At 68.0% G+C, this 18,619-nt stretch carries 16 protein-coding genes and 1 pseudogene; 10 read left to right on the forward strand and 7 right to left on the reverse strand.

Annotation, left to right across the window (positions count from 1 at the left end):
• Positions 1-83 precede the first annotated feature (83 nt).
• The gene (locus E3T22_RS15695) at positions 84-3,044 is read left to right on the forward strand and encodes an FtsK/SpoIIIE domain-containing protein (RefSeq protein ID WP_134479854.1); all 2,961 of its coding nucleotides are present in this window, start codon (positions 84-86) and stop codon (positions 3,042-3,044) included.
• Between the two features lie 18 nt (positions 3,045-3,062).
• Here the strand turns inward: E3T22_RS15695 and ald are convergent, their stop codons facing one another.
• Positions 3,063-4,178 (reverse strand): alanine dehydrogenase, encoded by a 1,116-nt coding sequence (gene ald, locus E3T22_RS15700; protein WP_103459615.1) that lies wholly within the window; start codon positions 4,176-4,178, stop codon positions 3,063-3,065.
• A 257-nt stretch (positions 4,179-4,435) separates the two neighbouring features.
• On the opposite strand from ald, the gene E3T22_RS15705 reads away from it, so the two are divergent.
• From E3T22_RS15705 to E3T22_RS15720, 4 genes are read left to right on the forward strand one after another with little or no spacing between them, the layout of a single operon-like run.
• Entirely contained in the window at positions 4,436-5,650 is a 1,215-nt protein-coding gene (locus E3T22_RS15705) for a spermidine/putrescine ABC transporter substrate-binding protein (RefSeq protein WP_134479853.1), read from the forward strand.
• Between the two features lie 3 nt (positions 5,651-5,653).
• Positions 5,654-6,856 (forward strand): ABC transporter ATP-binding protein, encoded by a 1,203-nt coding sequence (locus E3T22_RS15710; RefSeq protein ID WP_088455476.1) that lies wholly within the window; start codon positions 5,654-5,656, stop codon positions 6,854-6,856.
• The gene (locus E3T22_RS15715) at positions 6,857-7,774 is read left to right on the forward strand and encodes an ABC transporter permease (RefSeq protein WP_134479851.1); all 918 of its coding nucleotides are present in this window, start codon (positions 6,857-6,859) and stop codon (positions 7,772-7,774) included.
• Positions 7,771-8,580, forward strand: a complete 810-nt coding sequence (locus E3T22_RS15720; RefSeq protein WP_241983707.1) for an ABC transporter permease — start codon at positions 7,771-7,773, stop codon at positions 8,578-8,580. Before E3T22_RS15715 ends, E3T22_RS15720 begins: the two co-directional genes overlap by 4 nt.
• Here the strand turns inward: E3T22_RS15720 and E3T22_RS15725 are convergent.
• Entirely contained in the window at positions 8,577-10,280 is a 1,704-nt protein-coding gene (locus tag E3T22_RS15725; RefSeq protein ID WP_088455478.1) for a BCCT family transporter, read from the reverse strand. The genes E3T22_RS15720 and E3T22_RS15725 overlap by 4 nt on opposite strands.
• A 129-nt stretch (positions 10,281-10,409) precedes the next feature.
• On the opposite strand from E3T22_RS15725, the gene E3T22_RS15730 reads away from it, so the two are divergent.
• Positions 10,410-11,039: a cob(I)yrinic acid a,c-diamide adenosyltransferase gene (locus tag E3T22_RS15730; RefSeq protein ID WP_103459611.1), complete on the forward strand. Its 630-nt coding sequence runs from the start codon at positions 10,410-10,412 to the stop codon at positions 11,037-11,039.
• Here the strand turns inward: E3T22_RS15730 and E3T22_RS15735 are convergent.
• Together E3T22_RS15735 and gabT are read right to left on the reverse strand one after the other, a co-directional pair.
• On the reverse strand, positions 11,036-12,076 hold the full coding sequence (locus tag E3T22_RS15735) for an asparaginase (protein WP_088455480.1): 1,041 nt from the start codon (positions 12,074-12,076) through the stop codon (positions 11,036-11,038). The two genes, E3T22_RS15730 and E3T22_RS15735, sit on opposite strands and share 4 nt — an antisense overlap.
• 2 nt (positions 12,077-12,078) lie before the next feature.
• The gene (gabT, locus tag E3T22_RS15740) at positions 12,079-13,461 is read right to left on the reverse strand and encodes a 4-aminobutyrate--2-oxoglutarate transaminase (protein ID WP_088455481.1); all 1,383 of its coding nucleotides are present in this window, start codon (positions 13,459-13,461) and stop codon (positions 12,079-12,081) included.
• Between the two features lie 89 nt (positions 13,462-13,550).
• Between gabT and E3T22_RS15745 the strand changes: the two genes are divergently transcribed.
• Positions 13,551-14,039: an OsmC family protein gene (locus E3T22_RS15745; protein ID WP_103459609.1), complete on the forward strand. Its 489-nt coding sequence runs from the start codon at positions 13,551-13,553 to the stop codon at positions 14,037-14,039.
• An 88-nt stretch (positions 14,040-14,127) separates the two neighbouring features.
• Here E3T22_RS15745 and E3T22_RS15750 read toward each other — a convergent pair whose 3' ends face one another.
• Positions 14,128-15,471 (reverse strand): aminotransferase class III-fold pyridoxal phosphate-dependent enzyme, encoded by a 1,344-nt coding sequence (locus E3T22_RS15750; RefSeq protein WP_134479849.1) that lies wholly within the window; start codon positions 15,469-15,471, stop codon positions 14,128-14,130.
• Between the two features lie 151 nt (positions 15,472-15,622).
• Entirely contained in the window at positions 15,623-16,078 is a 456-nt protein-coding gene (locus tag E3T22_RS15755) for a MarR family winged helix-turn-helix transcriptional regulator (RefSeq protein WP_103479709.1), read from the reverse strand.
• A 68-nt stretch (positions 16,079-16,146) separates the two neighbouring features.
• On the opposite strand from E3T22_RS15755, the gene E3T22_RS19415 reads away from it, so the two are divergent.
• Positions 16,147-16,515 carry a VOC family protein gene (locus E3T22_RS19415; protein ID WP_088455485.1) on the forward strand — a complete coding sequence of 123 codons (369 nt, stop codon included), beginning with the start codon at positions 16,147-16,149 and terminating at the stop codon, positions 16,513-16,515.
• A gap of 120 nt (positions 16,516-16,635) precedes the next feature.
• Here the strand turns inward: E3T22_RS19415 and E3T22_RS15765 are convergent.
• Positions 16,636-17,481 (reverse strand): annotated as a pseudogene (locus E3T22_RS15765) (DMT family transporter); the annotation flags it as partial.
• A 72-nt stretch (positions 17,482-17,553) separates the two neighbouring features.
• Between E3T22_RS15765 and E3T22_RS15770 the strand changes: the two are divergent.
• Both E3T22_RS15770 and E3T22_RS19275 read left to right on the forward strand, forming a co-directional pair.
• Positions 17,554-18,456: a LysR family transcriptional regulator gene (locus E3T22_RS15770; RefSeq protein WP_134479846.1), complete on the forward strand. Its 903-nt coding sequence runs from the start codon at positions 17,554-17,556 to the stop codon at positions 18,454-18,456.
• Entirely contained in the window at positions 18,453-18,614 is a 162-nt protein-coding gene (locus E3T22_RS19275; RefSeq protein ID WP_165787971.1) for a hypothetical protein, read from the forward strand. Before E3T22_RS15770 ends, E3T22_RS19275 begins: the two co-directional genes overlap by 4 nt.
• Positions 18,615-18,619: the final 5 nt, after the last annotated feature.

Genomic DNA, 18,619 nt, shown 5'->3' on the forward strand with positions numbered 1-18,619 from the left:
TCCACACCCCGGTCGGTTCCCGCGTTCTGCACCGGGACCGCCGCATCGGTCGTCCCGGCCGGCCGTTCGGGTGTGCTGGAGACATGACCGTCGCCCCCGAGCCGCCTACCATCGACCCGATCCGGCTGCCGACCCCGCCCGTGCCACCCGGACGCCCCGGCTTTCCGCTCATCGCCTGCGTGGCACCCCTGATTGCCGCCGGACTGATCTGGGCGATCACCGGATCGGCGCTGGTGCTCGTCTTCGCGGTCCTCAGCCCCATCATCGCCGTCGCGGGGCTCGTCGACGGGCGCCGGTCCGGATCTCGGCAACGCCGCAGGGACGCCGCCGGCTACGCGACCCGGATGGCCGAGGCGGAGGATACCGTCGACCAGAGCCTCGCCCGGCTGCGGCGCGATGCCTGGCGTGCCGCACCCGCGGCGCACCGGATGCTCGGCGACGCCCACGACCCGACCCGCTGGGCCGATCCGGCGACGGCCGCTCTGGTGCTCGGGGCCGGACCGGTCCCCAGCGGCCTGCGCCTGGAGGGTGGTGCCAGCGCCGAGCAGCGCGAGTTGCGGGCCAGGGCGGCGGTCCTGACCGGCGCCCCCATCACCGTGGACCCGGCCGGCAGCATCGGGCTGGTCGGACCCGGCCTGGTCGTCAGGTCGCTGGCCCGCAGCCTGGTGGTGCAACTGGTCGGCCAGCTCAGCCCCCGCGCCCTGGGCGTCCGGATTCCGGCCGGCGACGACTGGGCCTGGGCGGCCGGCCTCCCGCACCGGTCGGCGGTGTCCCCGGCCCGGTGGCTCACGATCACCGGGGGCACGCCAGCCGGCCCGGCCCGGCCCGGTCAGTCCGGTCCGTCCGGGGGATCCGACACCGATTTCCGGATCGCGCTCGCCGAAACCGGCGCCGCTCTCCCGCCAGGGTGCGCGACCATCGTGCGGGTGGACGGGGCGAGCGACGCTGAACTCGTGCGGCTGGGAGGGAGTCCGGCCGCGCTGCACTTCGTGCCGCACCTGGTGGCTGAACAGCAGACCGCCGGATTCGGTGCGATGCTCCGCCGTGCGGCCGAGGCGGCCGGCGTGGTCGACTCGGGGGACGCGCTGCCGGAGACCGTCGCCTTCGCACCGTTGTGTTCTCAGTGGGCTACTGACCCCGATGGGGGAGCCGACCACCCCCTCGATACGCCGGCCGGCCTCGCCTGCGTTATCGGGGTGGGGGAGCGGGGACCCCTGAGTGTGGACCTCGTGGCCGATGGGCCGCACGCCCTCGTGGGCGGCACGACGGGCAGCGGCAAGAGCGAACTCCTGGTGACCTGGGTGGCAGCGCTGGCCGCCCGGTATCCGCCGAGCCAGGTCACCTTCCTGCTCGTCGACTTCAAGGGCGGGGCGGCATTCGACTTCGTGCGGGAGCTGCCGCACTGCGTGGGGCTGATCACCGATCTCGACGACCGCGAGGCGCTCAGGGCCCTGGGCAGCCTCGCCGCTGAGCTGCGGCACCGGGAACGGGTGCTCCGTGACGCCGGCGGCCGTGACATCACCGACCCGCGCAGCGCCGGGCGTCTGTCGCGCCTGATCATCGTGATCGACGAATTCGCCACCATGCTGGACGCCTTTCCCACGCTGCACGCACAGTTCGTGGACATCGCCGCCCGGGGCCGGTCATTGGGCGTGCACCTGGTGCTGTGCACGCAGCGACCCGCCGGCGTGGCGCGTGACGCCCTGCTGTCCAATTGCAGTCTGCGGCTCTCGCTACGGGTGAACAACGCCGCCGACAGCCTGGCCGTGATCGGGTCGGATGCCGCCGCCCGGATCGACGCCGGCCGGCCTGGCCGATGCGTGGTGCGCAGCGGGTCGGCGCCCGCGCAAACCTGCCAGGTGGCCACGACGACCCACGCCGACATCCAGGCGGTCCTGAACGGCGCACCAGCTTCCGCAGACCCGCCGCGGCGGCCCTGGCTGGACCCGCTCCCTCGGCTGGTCACGCCGGCCCAGGTCGCCGCGCTCGCCGCCGAGGGTCCGCCGCCGCCGTTCGTGCTGGGACTGATCGATGAGCCGGAGCAGCAGCGCTACGCCGTGGCCGGGTACGACCCACGGGCCGACGGGCACCTGCTGGTGGTGGGAGGTGCGGGAACGGGTAAGTCGACACTGCTGGCCGCGATCGCCGCCCAGGCCCCGCATCGGATCGACCTCATCCCGGCCGATGTCGAGGGCACTTGGGACGCCCTGGTGCGGGCGAGGGCCGCACTGGACGGCCCGGCCGGCCTTGCACCGGCGGGTGGCCGGCGACACGACGCCGGGCCGGAAAGCCGGCTGCTGCTCTTCGATGACATCGACGCCGTGCTCGCCCGGTGGGGCGAAGAACACCGTGCGGCAGCCGTCGACCTGCTCACCGGACTCCTTCGTGACGGCGGCCAGGGCGGGCTGCACCTGGTGGTCACCGGGCAACGGCTCACCGGGGCGCTGCAGGCCCTGCCCGCCCTGTGCCAGAGCCGCCTGGTGCTGCGGCTGCCCAGCGTGTACGAGCACCAGGCTGTGGGAGAACCGGCAGCGAGCTACGACGAAACCGTGCCGCCAGGGGGCGGGCGCTGGCGGGGTGCGCGAATCCAGCTGATGCTCGCCGAGCCCGCCGGGCACGGTTACGAGCCGGCCGTCGTCCCGTCCGCGCTGGACGACACCAGCGCGTCCACCCGTGTGCTGCTCGTTGTCGCGGGGTCCGCCGCACGAACCGCCGCAGCCATCCGGGCTGCCGCTTCGCCGGCCTTCCCGCACGTCGTGCTGCTCGGCGCTCACCCGTCGGTCGGAGCCCGGGAGGATCGCCTGGTGGTCTCCGACGTCGCCGCCGGCACCGTGCTGGTGGGCGACGCAGACACCTGGCAGGCGCACTGGTCGCTGCTGACCGGGTTGCGCGGCGTGGCTCCGTTGGTCTTCGACGGCGCCAGCCTGGCCGACTACCGCCTGCTGACCCGCCGGCGCGACCTGCCGCCGCCGCTGGCTCCGGCCGGTTCGCGGGGCTGGCTGCTGCGCCCTGACGGCACCGTGTACAGGGTCACGGTGCCGTAGGTCGGGGCAGGCAGCCGCCTAGGCGAGCACCTCGGCGAGGGGCCGGAACGGCAACGTGTTGGCGGCGGCGACCGGCGCGTTCGTCAGAACACCGGCGTGGGTGTTCAATCCCAGCGCCAGCGCGGCGTCGAAGCGAAGAGCCTCGAGCCAGCCGAGGTTCGCGATCGCCCGCACGTAGGGCAGGGTGGCGTTGGTGAGGGCGTAGGTTGACGTGCTCGGCACCGCCCCCGGCATGTTGGCCACGCAGTAGAACAGCGACCCGTGCACGGTGAAGGTGGGCTCGGTGTGTGTGGTGGCGTGGGTGTCGGTGAAGCAGCCGCCCTGGTCGACGGCGATGTCCACGAGAACGCTGCCCGGCTTCATCCGCGACACCAGCTCGTTGCTGACCAGTTTGGGCGCCTTGGCGCCCGGGATCAGCACGGACCCGATCACCAGGTCGGACTGCACGAGCGCCGTGTCGATCTCGAACGCGTTCGACGCGATGGTCTTCACCCGCCCGTAGTACAGGGCATCCAGTTCGCGGAGACGGAAGAGGTTGGTGTCCAAAACCGTGACCTCGGCGCCCAGGCCGATTGCCACCTGCATGGCGGCGGTTCCGGCGACCCCGCCGCCGAGAATCGTGACCCTGGCCGGGTGAGTGCCCGGCACACCCGGCACGAGCAGGCCGGGCCCGCCGTTGGGCTTGAGCATGGCGTTCGCGCCGACGATCGGAGCCAGCCGGCCGGCGACCTCGCTCATGGGCGCCAACAGGGGCAGTGCCCGGCTGGGCAGCTGCACGGTCTCGTAGGCGATGCCGGTGACCCCGGCCGTCAGGAGCGCCTGGGTGAGGCCGGCCTCCGCGGCCAGGTGCAGGTAGGTGAAGAGTACGAGATCGGGCCTGAAGTAGCCGTACTCGCTGGGCACGGGCTCCTTCACCTTGAGCAGTAACTCGGCCCCGGCCCAGGTGGATGCGGCGTCAGGCATGATCGTGGCTCCGGCGGAGCGGTACTGCGCGTCCGTGATCGATGAGCCGACGCCCGCACCGGTCTCGACGAGCACCTCGTGCCCGTGGAGCACCAGGTCGTGGACGCCGGCCGGGGTGATCGCGACCCTGAACTCGTTGTTTTTGATCTCGCGGGGGACTGCAACTCGCATGACGCTCCTGAGCCTGGTGGGGACAGTCTGGTGGGGGCCAGCCTGGGAGCAGCCTACTGTGGCTGGATCGTCGATCCCGAACGCAACGACCGAGTGACAGCGACGAAATCGGTTGAAAATTGCAGGAATGTTAACGTTTTGATCATTTTATGGCGCGTTCGGTGTCGACTGTGCCACTATCGGTCCACTCGTCACGCAGCGGGCCGGGGCGTTCCCGACGCCTTTCGACGCCGCTGAAGAATGCAAGGAGACCGTCCATGTCGCCCAGGCCGATACCCGCAGACCCGATGATCCAGCAGCTCGTCCGCCAGGCCAGGCAGGCCCAGCTGGGCCGGCGCGCGCTCCTCACCGGCGCGGGGGCAGGAGCGGCGGCACTGGCGCTCGCCGCGTGTTCGACCGGCAGTGCGGCGCAACCGACAGCGGCGGCCGACGCGTCCGAGAGCGAGAAGACGCTGCGCTGGGACAACTGGGCGCTGTACATCGACGTGGACGACGCCGGGGACTACCCGACCCTGGCTGCCTTCACCGCCGAGACCGGCATCACGGTGAACTACACCGAGGCCGTGGACGACAACAACACCTACTACGGCAAGGTCAAAGACCAACTCGCCCTCGGCAAGGACATCGGCGCCGACACCGTCTGCCTGACCGACTGGATGATCGGCCGGCTCGCCAGGTTCGGCTACCTGCAGGAACTCGACCACGCGAACATCCCCAACCTGACCAACCTGCTGCCCACCCTCAAGAACGTGGACTTCGACCCCGGCCGGGCGCTGTCGGTGCCGTGGCAGGGCGGCTTCGCGGGCATCTGCTGGAACAAGGAGAAGCTCCCCGGCGGCATCGGCTCGGTCGAGGAGTTGTGGAACACTCCCAAGCTCAAGGGCCGTGTCGGCGTGCTTTCCGAGATGCGCGACACCATGGGCCTGATCATGCTCGATGCGGGCGTCGACATCGCCGGCGACTGGGGCGACGACGAGTTCACCGCCGCGATCGACGTGCTCAAGAAGCAGGTCAGTGACGGCCAGGTGCGCAACATCAAGGGCAACTCCTACAAGGAAGATCTCGTCAACGGCGACAGCCTCGCGGCCATCGTCTGGTCGGGCGACATCGTGCAACTCAATGCCGAGAACGGCGACAAGTGGGGCTTCGTGGTACCGGAGAAGGGCGGCACCATCTGGAACGACAACTTCGTGGTGCCGATCGGTTCAGCGCACAAGGCCAACGCCGAAGCCCTGATCAACTACTACTACGACCCGGCCGTCGCCGCCGAGGTCGCCGCGTACGTGAACTACATCACCCCCGTCGCCGGCGCCAGGGAGGCGGCCATGGAGATCGACCCCGAGCTCGCCGAGAACCCGCTGATCTTCCCCGATGACGCCACCCTCGCCAAGGCCAAGGTGTTCCGCACCCTCACCGGCGCCGAGGAACAAACCTACGGCGCGCAGTTCCAGAGCATCCTGCTGGGAGCCTGAACCGTGCCAAGCGGCGCGTTCGCCGACCGGGGTGCCGACCTTGAGCTGGTCGGCATCCAGAAACGCTTCCCCGGCTTCACCGCCATCGAACACCTGGACCTCGTCATTCCCGCCGGCTCGTTCTTCGCCCTGCTCGGCCCGTCGGGCTGCGGCAAGACCACCACCCTGCGCCTGGTGGCCGGACTGGAAGACCCCACCGGCGGCCGCATCCTGATCGGCGGAACTGACGTCACCGCCCAAAAGGCCTACCAGCGGCCGGTGAACACCGTCTTCCAGAGTTACGCGCTCTTCCCGCACATGACGGTGCTCGAAAACGTGGCCTTCGGGCTGCGACGGCGCCAGATCACGGATGCCCTCGGCAAGGCGCATGAGGCGCTCCGGCTGGTCGAACTGGACCACCTGGCCGCGCGCAAGCCCGTGCAACTCTCCGGCGGCCAGCAACAGCGGGTGGCGCTGGCCCGGGCGATCGTGAATCGGCCCGCGCTGCTGTTGCTCGACGAGCCGCTCGGTGCGTTGGACCTCAAGCTGCGCCGGCAGATGCAACTTGAGCTCAAGACCATCCAGGAGGAGGTCGGTCTCACGTTCCTGCATGTCACCCACGACCAGGAGGAGGCCATGACCATGGCCGACACCATCGCGGTGATGAACAAGGGCCGGATCGAGCAGCTGGGCGCGCCGGAGCAGCTCTACGAGCTCCCCCGGACCGCGTTCGTGGCGAACTTCCTCGGCCAGTCCAACCTCTTCACCGGGCCCGTGGTGGGGGAGACCAGCACGTCCATCGCCGTGGACATCGCCGGTCGCAGCATCGTGGTGCCCAAGACCCGCTCGCACCGCCACGCCGGCGACGTCACCATCGGGGTGCGCCCGGAGAAACTCACCCTGCACCGGGACAAACCGGTCCACGACTCCGGCCACAATGTGATGGGTCCGGGCCGGGTGACGGATGTGTCCTTCACCGGTGTGAGCACCCAATATCTCGTGAGCGTGCCCGGCGTCGGTGTCCTGATCGTCTTCGAACAGAACCGTTCCTTCGGGCCGGTCGAGGGCGAAGGGGACGAGGTATGGGTGACCTGGAACGTCGAGCACGGCTTCGGCCTCGACGACGACCCCGTCGCACCGGACCCCAGGTTCGTCGCCGACACCAGCACCAAGAGCATCGCCGCACAGCGTCGCGCCGCTCTCGTCACGGAGCTCGAGGAGGCCTAGATGGCCTTCGCCGCGTTCGCCAGCACCGCCGCCGCGCCAACGGATGCGCCGCAGCGCCGCCGCAGTCCGGTGGCGCTGCTCCTGCTGCTGCCGGGCATCCTCTATCTGGTGTTGTTCTTCCTGGCTCCGCTGGTGTCGCTGATCCTCACCTCGCTGCAGGCGCCGAGCGAGTTCGGTGACATCGGCATGTACAGTTACGCGTTCCGCTGGGAGAACTACGTCGAGGTGATCGGCCAGTACTGGCCGCACATCCTGCGCTCGTTCGGCTATGCGCTCATCGCCACGGTCCTGGCGCTGCTGTTCAGCTACCCGCTGGCGTACTTCATCGGCGTCACCGCCCGGCGCTGGCCGCTGCTGCAGAGCCTGATGCTGGTGCTCGTGATCGCACCGTTCTTCATCAGCTTCCTGCTGCGCACGCTGGCCTGGAAGCAGCTGCTCTCCGACGAATCGTTCCTCGTCACCTCGCTGAAGGCCGTCTCGCTGCTGGCCCCTGACGCCCATCTCACCGGCACCGCGTTCTCGGTGATCTTCGGCCTGACCTACAACTTCATCCCGTTCATGACCCTGCCGCTCTACACCACCCTGGAGCGGCTGGACCTGCGCTACCTCGAGGCCGGCAACGACCTGTACGCCAGCGGGTTCCACACCTTCCGCACCGTCACCATCCCGCTGTCGATGCCCGGCATCGTGGCGGGTACCCTGCTCACCTTCATCCCCGCAGCCGGCGACTACATCAATGCCAGTCGCGACTTCCTCGGCGGGGCGGACACCCAGATGATCGGCAACGTGATCGAGGCCAACTTCCTGGTGCTGCTGAACTATCCCGCGGCGGCATCGCTGTCGATCATCCTGCTGACCGTGATCCTCGTGATCGTGGGCGTCTACGTGAAGAGAAGCGGAACCGAGGAGCTCTTGTGAGTCGTCTCTCGCTCGGCAAGTGGCTGCTGCCGATGTACACGGCGCTCGCGCTGATCTTCCTGATGGTGCCGATCGTGTACACCTTCATCTTTTCGTTCAACGACTCGCTGAAGTCCAACATCACCTGGCGCGGCTTCACCCTCGACAAATGGCTGAACGTCTGCGCGGTGCAGAACGGCGCCGTGTGCCAGGCCTTCGGCAACAGCCTGATCATCGGTTTGGCAGCCACGCTGATCGCCACGACCCTCGGCACCATGATTGCGATCGCCCTGGTGCGCTACAGATTCAGGTTTCGCTCCAGTACCAGCCTGTTGCTGTTCCTGCCGATGGCGACCCCCGAGGTGGTGCTCGGTGCCGGGCTGGCCGCGCAGTTTCTCTCGCTCGGCGTGCCCAAGGACATGCTCACGATAATCCTGGCGCACACGATGTTCTGCATCAGCTTCGTGGTCGTGACGGTGAAGGCCCGCGTCGCCGGCCTGGACCCGGCGCTCGAGGAGGCCGGCCGGGACCTGTACGGCTCGCCAGGCCAGGTGTTCGCCCGGATCACCTTCCCGCTGCTGCTGCCGGGAATCCTCGCCGCCGCGCTGCTGTCGTTCGCGCTGAGCTTCGACGACTTCATCATCACCAATTTCAACTCCGGGGCCGTGACCACCTTCCCGAAGTACATCTACATTTCGGCGTCGCGGGGCATCCCGGCGGAGGCCAACGTGATCGCGTCGGCGGTGTTCATCCTGGCGCTGGTGATTGTCGTGACCGCGCAGGTGTCCGCCGCAGCCCGGGCCAAGCGACAGGCCCGCCTCGGTTAGCCGGACCTGTTGCCGGGTGGTGGCGGCGAGGCATCCGGTGGCGGGCCGTCGCCGTCGGTGGCCGGCCGAGTGAACGGCACCGAGCCGAGCACCTCCGACGAGGTGCGCACCGGCCCGAGGGTGCGCTGGCGCAACGGGTCGCGGCGCAGGTCGACATACAGCGATACGCACAGGCCCACGATGATCACCACGAACGGGCTTGCCGCCAGGATCGTGAAGGTCTGCAGAGCGCCCAGCCCGCCCACGAACAACAGCACCGCGGCGACGGCGCCGGTGAGCACCGCCCAGAAGATCACCAGGGGCTTCCAGGGCTCCTTGCGGCCGCGACTCGAGAGCGTCCCGAGCACGAGGGCACCGGCATCCGCCCCGCTGACGAAGAACACCGCGGTGAGCACCATCACCACCAGGGCCGAGCCGATGAAGAACGGGTATTGCTGCAGTGCCGCGAAGAACCCCGCCGCCTCGCTGCCGGTGCCGGCGATGTCGACACCGTTCAGTTGCAAGTGCAGCCCGGCCCCGCCGAAGACCACGAACCAGAGGATACTGACCGCCGTCGGCACCAGGAGCACCCCGAGAACGAACTCGCGAATGGTGCGGCCGCGGGAGATCCTGGCGATGAACGTGCCCACGAACGGGGTCCAGGAGATCCACCAGGCCCAGTAGAAGATCGTCCAACTGGCCAGCCAGTCGCTGCCGCCGAACACCGCCGAGTGGAAGCTCATGGGAACAAGGTCGGCCAGGTACGCACCGATGGCCGACGGCAGCAGATTCAGGATGAACACGGTCGGTCCGACCACGAAGACGAACAGCAGGAGCACGGCGGAGAGCACCATGTTCGTGTTGCTGAGCCATTTGATCCCCTTCGCAAGGCCGCTCGCGGCGGAGAACACCACACCCACGGTCAGTACGCAGATGATGATGATCGGCAAGGCGGTGCCCGGGTCGTCGGAGAACGTGCCGGTGCTCAGCAACGAGATCCCAGCGGCGATCTGCAGGGCGCCGAGACCGAGCGAGGTCGCCGACCCGAACTTGGTGCAGATGATCGCCAGGATGTCGATCGGCTTGCCCCAGCCCTTGGTCTCGATCCGGTCCTTGCCGAAAATGGCCTGGAACGGGGCGCTCATCAGGTTGCCGCGGCCCATCCGGTAGGTCGAGTACGCCAGGGCCAGGCCCACCACCGAGTAAATGGCCCAGGGGTGCAGTCCCCAGTGGAAAAATGTGTACGCCATGGCCGCGTTGGCGGCATCCGGGCTGTTCGGTGCCGCGTCGACGAAGGGCGGCGGCGACGCCAAATGGGTGACCGGTTCAAAGACGCCGTAGAACATCAGGCCGATTCCCATGCCGGCGCTGAACATCATCGACACCCAGGAAAGCGTCGAGAACTCGGTGCCCTGCCCTTCCCGTGAGAGCGGGATGCTGCCGTACCGGCCGAAGGCCAGCACCAGCGCGAAGATGACGAAGCCCGACGCCCCGAGAATGAACAGCCAGCCCAGGTTGCCGGTGACCCAGCCCAGAGCGGATGCGGCGGCGTCGCCCACGGTCTGCGTGAACAGCACCCCAAGCAGGCAGACCACCACGATGATGCCTGCGGAGACGCCGAAGACGGTTTTGTCGACGGTGGCCCAGCCGGTGCGGGCGGGTTCACTGACCGCGTCGCCGAGCGCGGCCTCGATGCTGTCGTCTGAAGGGTCCTTGGACATGTCCGTCCTCGCTGATCGAACACTCGTCGATCGATGCTCGGTGCGAACAGGTTTGAGAAGCGCAAAAAACCTGCTCGCGACGTCCCTCAACGCTACGCGGATGCGGGGGACATTACTATAGTTGCCGCTATGGCTGATCTCGACGATCTCGAAACTGCCGGACCGGCGCTGTACACCGGGAGGGGGGATTCGGGGCGCACCACCTTCGGGCGGCACGGCGACGTCGCCAAGACCGACGTGCGCGTCGCCGCCTACGAAGACTGCGATGAGGCCAACGCTGCCGTGAGCGTGGTGATGGCCGTGGGTAACCTCCCGATCGAGGTGACGTCCACCCTCGCCAGCGTGCAGAACGACCTGTTCGATCTGGTCGCCGACCTCGCCGTACCGCTGGACGACCCACGTGCCGTGAGCGCACGAATCAGCGAATCGCACCTCACCCGCCTCGAACGCGCCGTCGACCATTTCGAGCAGCAGGCCACCGATCTCAGCGGCTTCGTGCTTCCCGGCGGCACCGTCGCCGCGTCGCTGCTCTATCAGGCGCGGGCCGTCGTGCGCCGCGCCGAACGCACGGTTTGGGCCGCCGTGGAAGCGCACCCCACGACGGTCAACCCGCTGTGCGCGCGCTATCTGAACCGGCTATCGACCCTGATGTTCGTGCTGGCCAGGGGTGCGAACGCCGAGCACGGTGACGTGCAGTGGGTGCCGGGGGCGTCTTCGCTGGCGATGGCGCAGGAAGCCGACGAGACTGAGCGTCCCTAGACGTAGCTGGCGCGGATCTGGCCGATCGGCTGGCCACCACCGTGCACGGCGACCTTCAGTTCGGGGATGATCGCATCGATGTCGGCTCGAGGCACCGCGCCGGCATCCGCCAACAGGCTCAGCGCGACGACGGTGGCCGCGCGCAGGTTGCCGTCGAGGATCTTCAACGCCACCGTGGTGCCGTTCTCGGCCGAGGCCACCATGATGCCCTCTGCCCCGCCCTTGACGAACAGACCTAGGCGCTCGATCGCGATCGAGTCCGGCAATCCGGGTCCGGCGATCACCCAGCCGTTTTCCCGTACCGCCTCGGCCAGGAACCCGGCCTCGCGGTAGATGGCGAACGGTGAGCTGGACTTCGACGTGGCGATACGGGCGATGCCGCGGGCCAGGGCCGTCAATGACAGCGCGTGCACCGGGGCGCCGCAGCCGTCGACGCCGGTCGCGGCCGGACGCTCGCCGGTGAACCGCTCGACGACGTCGAGAATGCGCTTCTGCAGCGGATGTTCGGTGTCCAGGTACCCGGTGACCGGCCAGTGATTCTGCACACAGGCAACGAGCATCGCCGCGTGCTTGCCCGAGCAGTCCGAGTAGATCGGGGCGGGGCCGGCGCCCTGGCGCACCAGCGAGTCGCGGGTACCCGAGTCGCCCGGCCAGGTGGGCGTGCAACCGAGGTCGGCCTCCGAGAGCCCGGCGCGGGCCAACAGGCCCCGCACGAGGTCGGTGTGCTTCTGGGTGCCGGAGTGGCTGGACGTCGCGATCGCGGCATCCTCACCGCGCAGCACCACGCCGCTGGCCATCACCGCGATGGCCTGGAACGGCTTCATCGACGAGCGCGGGAACACCGGGGCGTTCACATCGCCGAGGGCGCGCAGAACGGCGCCGTCAGTGCCGAGCACGACGGCGGCGCCCGCGTGGCGGGACTCGATGAAGCCGGAGCGTTCCACGACGGCCAGTTCGACGGCGTCGATCACCTCGATGGTGCCTGAGGTGGAGGGCGCTGCGGCACCGAAGGCGGCAGGAGAGGTCGGCGTGGTCACGATTACAGCGTCGCCATCGCGTCGTCGATGACCGACAGGGCGTCGGTCAGTAGGGCATCCGTCACGGCCAGGCTGGGCAGGAACCGCAGTACGTTGCCGTAGGTGCCGGCCGTGAGCAGCAGCACGCCGTGCTGCGCCGCGTAGGCGGCGATCGCGGTGACCGCGGCGGCGTTGGGTGCCTTGGTCGTGGTCTGGGTGCCGGGCTGCACGAGCTCGATGGCGATCATGGCGCCGCGGCCGCGGATGTCGCCGATGATGTCGTGCTTGTCCGCCAAGGCGGTCAGGCCGGCGCGGAGGGTCTTCTCGATGCGCTGGCCCTCGGCGAGGAGGTTGTTGTTCTCGATCGCCTCGAATACCGCGATCGCGGCGGCGCAGGCGACGGGGTTGCCGCCGAAGGTGCCGCCGAGCCCGCCGGGCTGCGACGCGTCGAGGATCTCGGCGCGGCCGGTCACGGCGGCCAGGGGCATGCCGCCGGCGATGCCCTTGGCGATCAGCACCAGGTCGGGCTCCCAGCCGAAGTGCTCACTGGCGAAGTAAGCGCCGGTGCGAGCCATGCCGCTCTGGATCTCGTCGGCGATCATCACGACGCCATTCGCGGTGCACCATTCCTGCAGCAGCGGCAGGTAACCCTCGGCGGGAACCATGAAGCCACCCTCACCCTGGATGGGTTCCACGACCAGGCAGGCCAGGTCGCTGGCGCCGATGACCTTCTCCAGGTACGCGATGGTGCGGGCGGCGGCTTCGGCGCCGCTGAGGCCGTCGTGATACGGGTACGAACTGGGGGCGTGGTAGACGTCGCCGGCCAGCGGGCCGTAGCCGGTGGCGTACGGGGCGGCCTTGTAGTTCATCGCCATGGTGAGCACGGTGCGGCCGTGGTACGCGTGGTCGAGCACGGCCACGGCGCGGCGGCCGGTGTACTTGCGGGCGATCTTCACGCCGTTTTCCACAGCTTCGGCGCCCGAGTTGATCAACACGGTCTTCTTGGCGAAGCTGCCGGGGGTGTGCGCGGCGAGCAGCTCGGCGACGCGCACGTACTCTTCGTACGGCGTGATGGTGAACAGGGTGTGCACGAAGTCGTTCAGCTGGCCGGTCGCGGCGGCGACGACGCTGGTTTCCGAGTGGCCGACCGTGGTCACGCCGATGCCGGCGCCCAGATCGATGAACTGGTTGTCGTCGAGGTCGACGATGATCGCGCCGCTGGCCTTCTTGATGTAGACCGGCAGAGCGGAGCTGACGCCGGTGGAAACCGCGGCGAGGCGTCGCTGGTGCATCTCCGTGGATCGCGGGCCGGGGATGGCCGTCACGATCTTGCGTTCCTGGGTCACCGTGTAGACCGGGGACGAGGGGGTGGATGCGGCAGCGGAATCAGTCAGCGTGTCAGTCATGATCGCGCCAGTTTACCGCCCGCACCAGCGAGCAGCCGGGCCATTCCCTGCGAGAATTACCAGTAAGCGTGAAACCCGAAGGAGACGCCATGATCGGTGTACATCACTATGCCGTGCAGATCCACTGGACGGGCAACCGCGGCACCGGCACCAGCAGCTATCGGGCGTACGGCCGCGACCACGTTCTCACCTCGTCGGGCAAGGAACCGATCGCCGGCTCGGCCGACCGCACCTTCCACGGCGATGCCGACCGGTGGAACCCCGAGGAGCTGCTGCTGGGAGCGCTCAGCCAGTGTCACCTGCTCTCGTATCTGCACGTGGCCGCCAGACACGGGGTGGTCGTGGTCGGCTATTCCGACGACGCCATCGGCACCATGGCGCAGACGGCGGATGGCGGTGGCCACTTCACCGCCGCCACCCTGCGTCCCCGGGTCACCATCGCCGACCCGGACCAGGCGGAGCTGGCTCAGTCCCTGCACTCCGAGGCGTCCAAGGCCTGCTTCATCGCGGCGTCGGTCAATTTTCCCGTCGGTCACGAACCAATCATCATCATCGCCGAGCCGGCCTCGCTGCTCTAAGCCCGCCCGCTTAAACCGCGAAAGCGGCCCTGTGGCTGCCTCCGCAAAGCGGAGGTGACCACTGGACCGCTTTCGCGAGGTGCGGCGCTTACTTCTGGGTGGCCGCGAACAGGGTGAGGGCCTCTTCGAGCACCGAGGCGGCGTCGTCGATGAGGGCCTCGGAGATGACCACCGACGGCATGATCCGCAGCACGGAGTCCCAGCTGCCGGCATCCAGCACGATGACGCCATTGGTGGTGGCGTGCTTGAGCACGAACGCGAGAGCCTCGGGGAACGGCTTCTTGGTGCCGGGGTGCACAAGCTCAACGCCGAACATGGCGCCCTTGCCGCGTACATCGCCGACGATGTCGAATTTATCTGCCCAGTCGCCGATGCGGGCCCAGAGGGCCTTCTCCACGCGCTTGGCCTCGTCGAGCAGGTTGTCGCGCTCGATGATGTCGAACACCGCCAGGGCCGCCGCGGTCGAAACCGGGTTGCCGCCGAAGGTTCCGCCGATGCCGCCGGGTTGCACGGCATCCATGATCTCGGCGCGGCCGGTGACGGCGGCGAGCGGGAATCCGCCGGCGATGCCCTTGGCCGTGGTGACCAGGTCGGGGACGACGCCGTGGTGCTCGATGGCGTACCAGACGCCGGTGCGGGCGATGCCGGCCTGGATCTCGTCGGAGACGAAGACGATGCCGTTCTCGGTGCAGAACTCGCTCAGACGCTTGAAGTAGCCGGGAGCGGGGATGACGATGCCGCCGTCGCCCTGGATCGGCTCGACGAAGAACGCCGCGATTTCCGACGCACCGATGTGGGTCTGGATGTAGTCGATGGTCTTCTCGGCCGCTTCTTCGCCGGACAGGCCGTCCTGGTAGGGGTAGCTGGTGGGCACGCTGTAAATCTCACCGGGGAACGGGCCCATGCCCACGCGCTCCGGCCACGGACGGTAGGTCATCGCCATGGTGAGGTTGGTGCGGCCGTGGAACGCGTGGTCCAGGCTCACGATGGCGCGGCGGCCGGTGTATTTGCGGGCGATCTTCACCGCGTTCTCCACGGCTTCGGCTCCGGTGTTGACCAGGATCGAGTGCTTCTCGAAGTCACCGGGGGTGATCTCGGCGAGCTTCTCGGCGACGCGCACGTAGTTCTCGTACGGGGTGACGGTGAAGAGGGTGTGGGTGAGTTTGCCGGCCTGTGCGGCGGCGGCTGCGGCGACCTCCGGATTCGCGTGACCGATGGTGGTCACACCGATGCCGCAACCCAGGTCGATGATCTGGTTGCCGTCCACGTCCACCAGGATCGCTCCCGCGCCGTGGTCCATGTAGATGTTGGCAAGAGTGCCGGCACCGGCAGACACGGCGCGAACGCGTCGTTCCTGCAGCGCGATTGACCGTGGGCCCGGGAGGGCGGTGACGAGCTTGCGCTCCTGGCTGACCGAGAAGGAAGAAGACATGCCCCCAGTTTACGGACGTCGGCTGGGTGGGTGCCCCGTGCCGCCGCGGCAGCTGGGCATTCGTGCACGGAGTCTGCAACGGCCCCTTGGCAGCGGGCACTTCGATGTCTATTGCTGACGATGAGTACACCGATCCGCCCGAACCGTGAGGTTACGTTCCACCCTCGTCGTCGTTGCGCAAAGAACGGATCATGCTCTGCAGGATGTTGTGCGCATCGGACTGCTCTTCCGGCGTCAGGCCGCCCAGCATCCTGACCTCGACGGATCGAACCATAGCGGTCGCCTTCTCGAGGCTTCGTCGACCGCGTGGCGTGAGCTGTGCGGGAAGAACTTTCCCAACTCGAGCCTGCGCCGGGCGGGACACGTAGCCGTCTCGTTCCAGAGCCTGCAGCAGCACATTCATCGATTGCCGTGTCACGAACGCTCCTCGCGCGAGCTCGGAGTTGGACAGGCCAGGGCGCTGCGAGAGTAATTCGAGGCAGGAGTAGTGCGTCACGGTCATCCCGAGCGGGCGCAGCACTGCTTCCATGGCGGCGCGAAGGGCGCTCGACGCCTCTTTCAGCAGGTAGCCCAGTGACGTCTCCAGGTCGATTCCGTCTTGACTCATGTCAGTATTTTGACATACTGTGTCCGTGTCAGCTAACTGACACAAATGCAACAGAAAGAAGCATCCCCATGCCTGTCACCGGCCCTGACTTCATCTCCCTCCAAGCTCGCGATCTCGCCGCTTCGCAGGCGTTCTACGAGCAGTACCTCGGCTTGGTCCGCTCGCTGGCGGGTCCGCCTCACGCCGTTGTTTTTGAAACGACCCCGATTGCGTTTGCGCTGCGAGACCTCGTTCCCGGCACCGACCTCGCGTCAGTTGCCCAGCCCGGCATCGGCGCCGCGATCTGGCTCCACGCGACCGACGTCCAGGCCATCCACGACGCTCTCGTCGCCGACGGCCACACGATCGTCTCGGCCCCGATCGACGGCCCATTCGGTCGAACGTTCACCTTCTCCGACCCCGACGGCTACCAGGTCACCCTCCACGACCGAACCTGAGGCACCGAACACCGCCGCCCGGCTGGGCGACCTTTCCACGACGCTGAGAGACGCTTCGTCCCCTGCGCGTTCGTCGAGGCGATGCCATTGCTCGAGGGAACGGCCCCATGCTGTACCCGCCAGAATGAGTGCGATACCGAAGTATCCAGGGAGGGTCACGGTGTCACGAGCGATCGCAACTCCGACGATTGCCGCCCAGATCGGCTCGGTTCCGAGGAGGAGGCTCACTCTGGAGGGCGAGGTGCGCCGGACCGCCCAGGTTTGTACCAGGAACGCGAAGACTGTGCAGGCGAGAACGAGGTAGAGGAACAGGACTGCGCGCGCGGTGTCGAGGTTGGCCAGGAAGTGCGGGATCGAGTCGCCGTAGAACAGGGATGCCGCCGAGAACAGTGTCGCGCAGGTGGCCAGTTGGACCGTCGTGAGGTGAAGCGAATTCATCGGCTTGTTGTCGGTGAGTGTGAACATCGAGGTGACGTGGATGGCGCGAATGATCGCGGCGACGAGGATGAGCAGGTCGCCGAGGCTCGGCGTGTGGAACACGCCGTTGCTGGCGAGCAAGGCGACTCCACCGATCGCGATCGTGGCGGCAAGGAAGAACCTGCCGGGCAGTTGGCGGCCGGAAACCGCGGAATCCAGAATCGGGGTGAACACAATCGTGAGGCTGATGATGAGCCCGGCGTTCGTGGCCGACGTGTGGGCTATCCCGAAGGTTTCGAACGCGAACACGGCGGCCAAGATCGCCCCGAGGAACACGCCCGCGCAGAGCTCTGCCGCGGTGATCCGGTTCCGCCGAGCGGCCACGATCGCCGCCATGAGGGCTGCGGCGAGCAGCATCCGGAGCGCCAGCAGCGCCACCACGGACTCTTGCTGCACGAGTTCCTTGGCCACGAGGTAGGTCGATCCCCACGAGGCGGCGACCAGGAGCAGGAGTAGGTCGACGTGGAATCGGCGGAGGAGAGCAGGCATTCCACCATCGTCCGGTTCCCCCTCGCGTAAGACAAGAGAGGAGTTTGATGTCGAATGCCTTAGTTTGAACTTATGGAACTGGGTCAGCTTCGCGCACTAAGAGAGCTGGGCGACAGGGGCAGCATCGCCGCCGTCGCCGCCGCGCTGTACGTCACGCCGTCGTCGGTATCACAACAGATCAGCGCCTTGCAACGCCACTCTGCCGCCCCGCTGACGTTCAGGGACGGGCGGCGGACCGCGCTTACCGACGCCGGGCGCGCGCTGGCCCTGGCGGCGATCGACGTGGAAGTGGCGCTCGAGCGCGCCCGACAGGCGGTGGAGCTGTTCCAAGACGATCCGTTGGGCACCGTTTCAGTGGTGGCGTTCCACAGCGCGGGCCTGGCGGTTTTCGGTCCGCTGGTAGCCGCGTGCGCGAGTCCAGAGCTGCCTGATGTCCGGCTGAGCGATTTCGACGTGGCTCAGGAAGACTTCCCCCTTCTCACCGCCGATCATGATCTGGTCCTCGCACACCGGCTGGTCGGCAGCCCGTCGTGGCCGGGGTCGGTGCGGGTGGAACCGATTCTGTTCGAGCCCCTGGATATCGCTGTCCGACGCGATCACCCACTCGCGGTGAAGGCTGCGATCGAACCGGCGGATCTTCTCGACGAGGCGTGGGTCGCCGTGCACGAAGGCTTCCCGCTCAAGCAGGCTCTCTCCGTGATAGCGGGAATCGGCGGGAGCGAGGCGCGCATCTTGCACCGGATCAACGAGTTCTCCGTTGCTGCTTCGGTTGTCGAAGCGAGCGGGTGCGTCGCCCTGATGCCCCGGTATACGACCGACTTGCGTGAGCATCCGGGGGTGGTCCTTCGTCCGCTCGCTCACCCCGGCCTGGGGCGGCACATCGACTGCCTGGCTCGACCGGAGACTCTGGAGCGGGCCAACGCGAAGGCAGTCCTGTCACAGATCCGGATCATTGCCGGAACTCTTATTCGGTGACCGCCGCGCTGAAGGACGTTGCGCCGATGGTTGATCTCGGTGCCATGGGAACGACCGGAATCGGGTCCGCGGAGTGGATCAGTGCCGTGCAAGAGCTGTCGGATGCGTGCGCCGCGTCGGGTGACGAGATGGCCATGGAGATGTACACCGGCGGATGATCCGA

Source organism: Cryobacterium sp. TMB3-10 (assembly GCF_004402305.1).
Taxonomy (GTDB): domain Bacteria; phylum Actinomycetota; class Actinomycetes; order Actinomycetales; family Microbacteriaceae; genus Cryobacterium; species Cryobacterium zongtaii.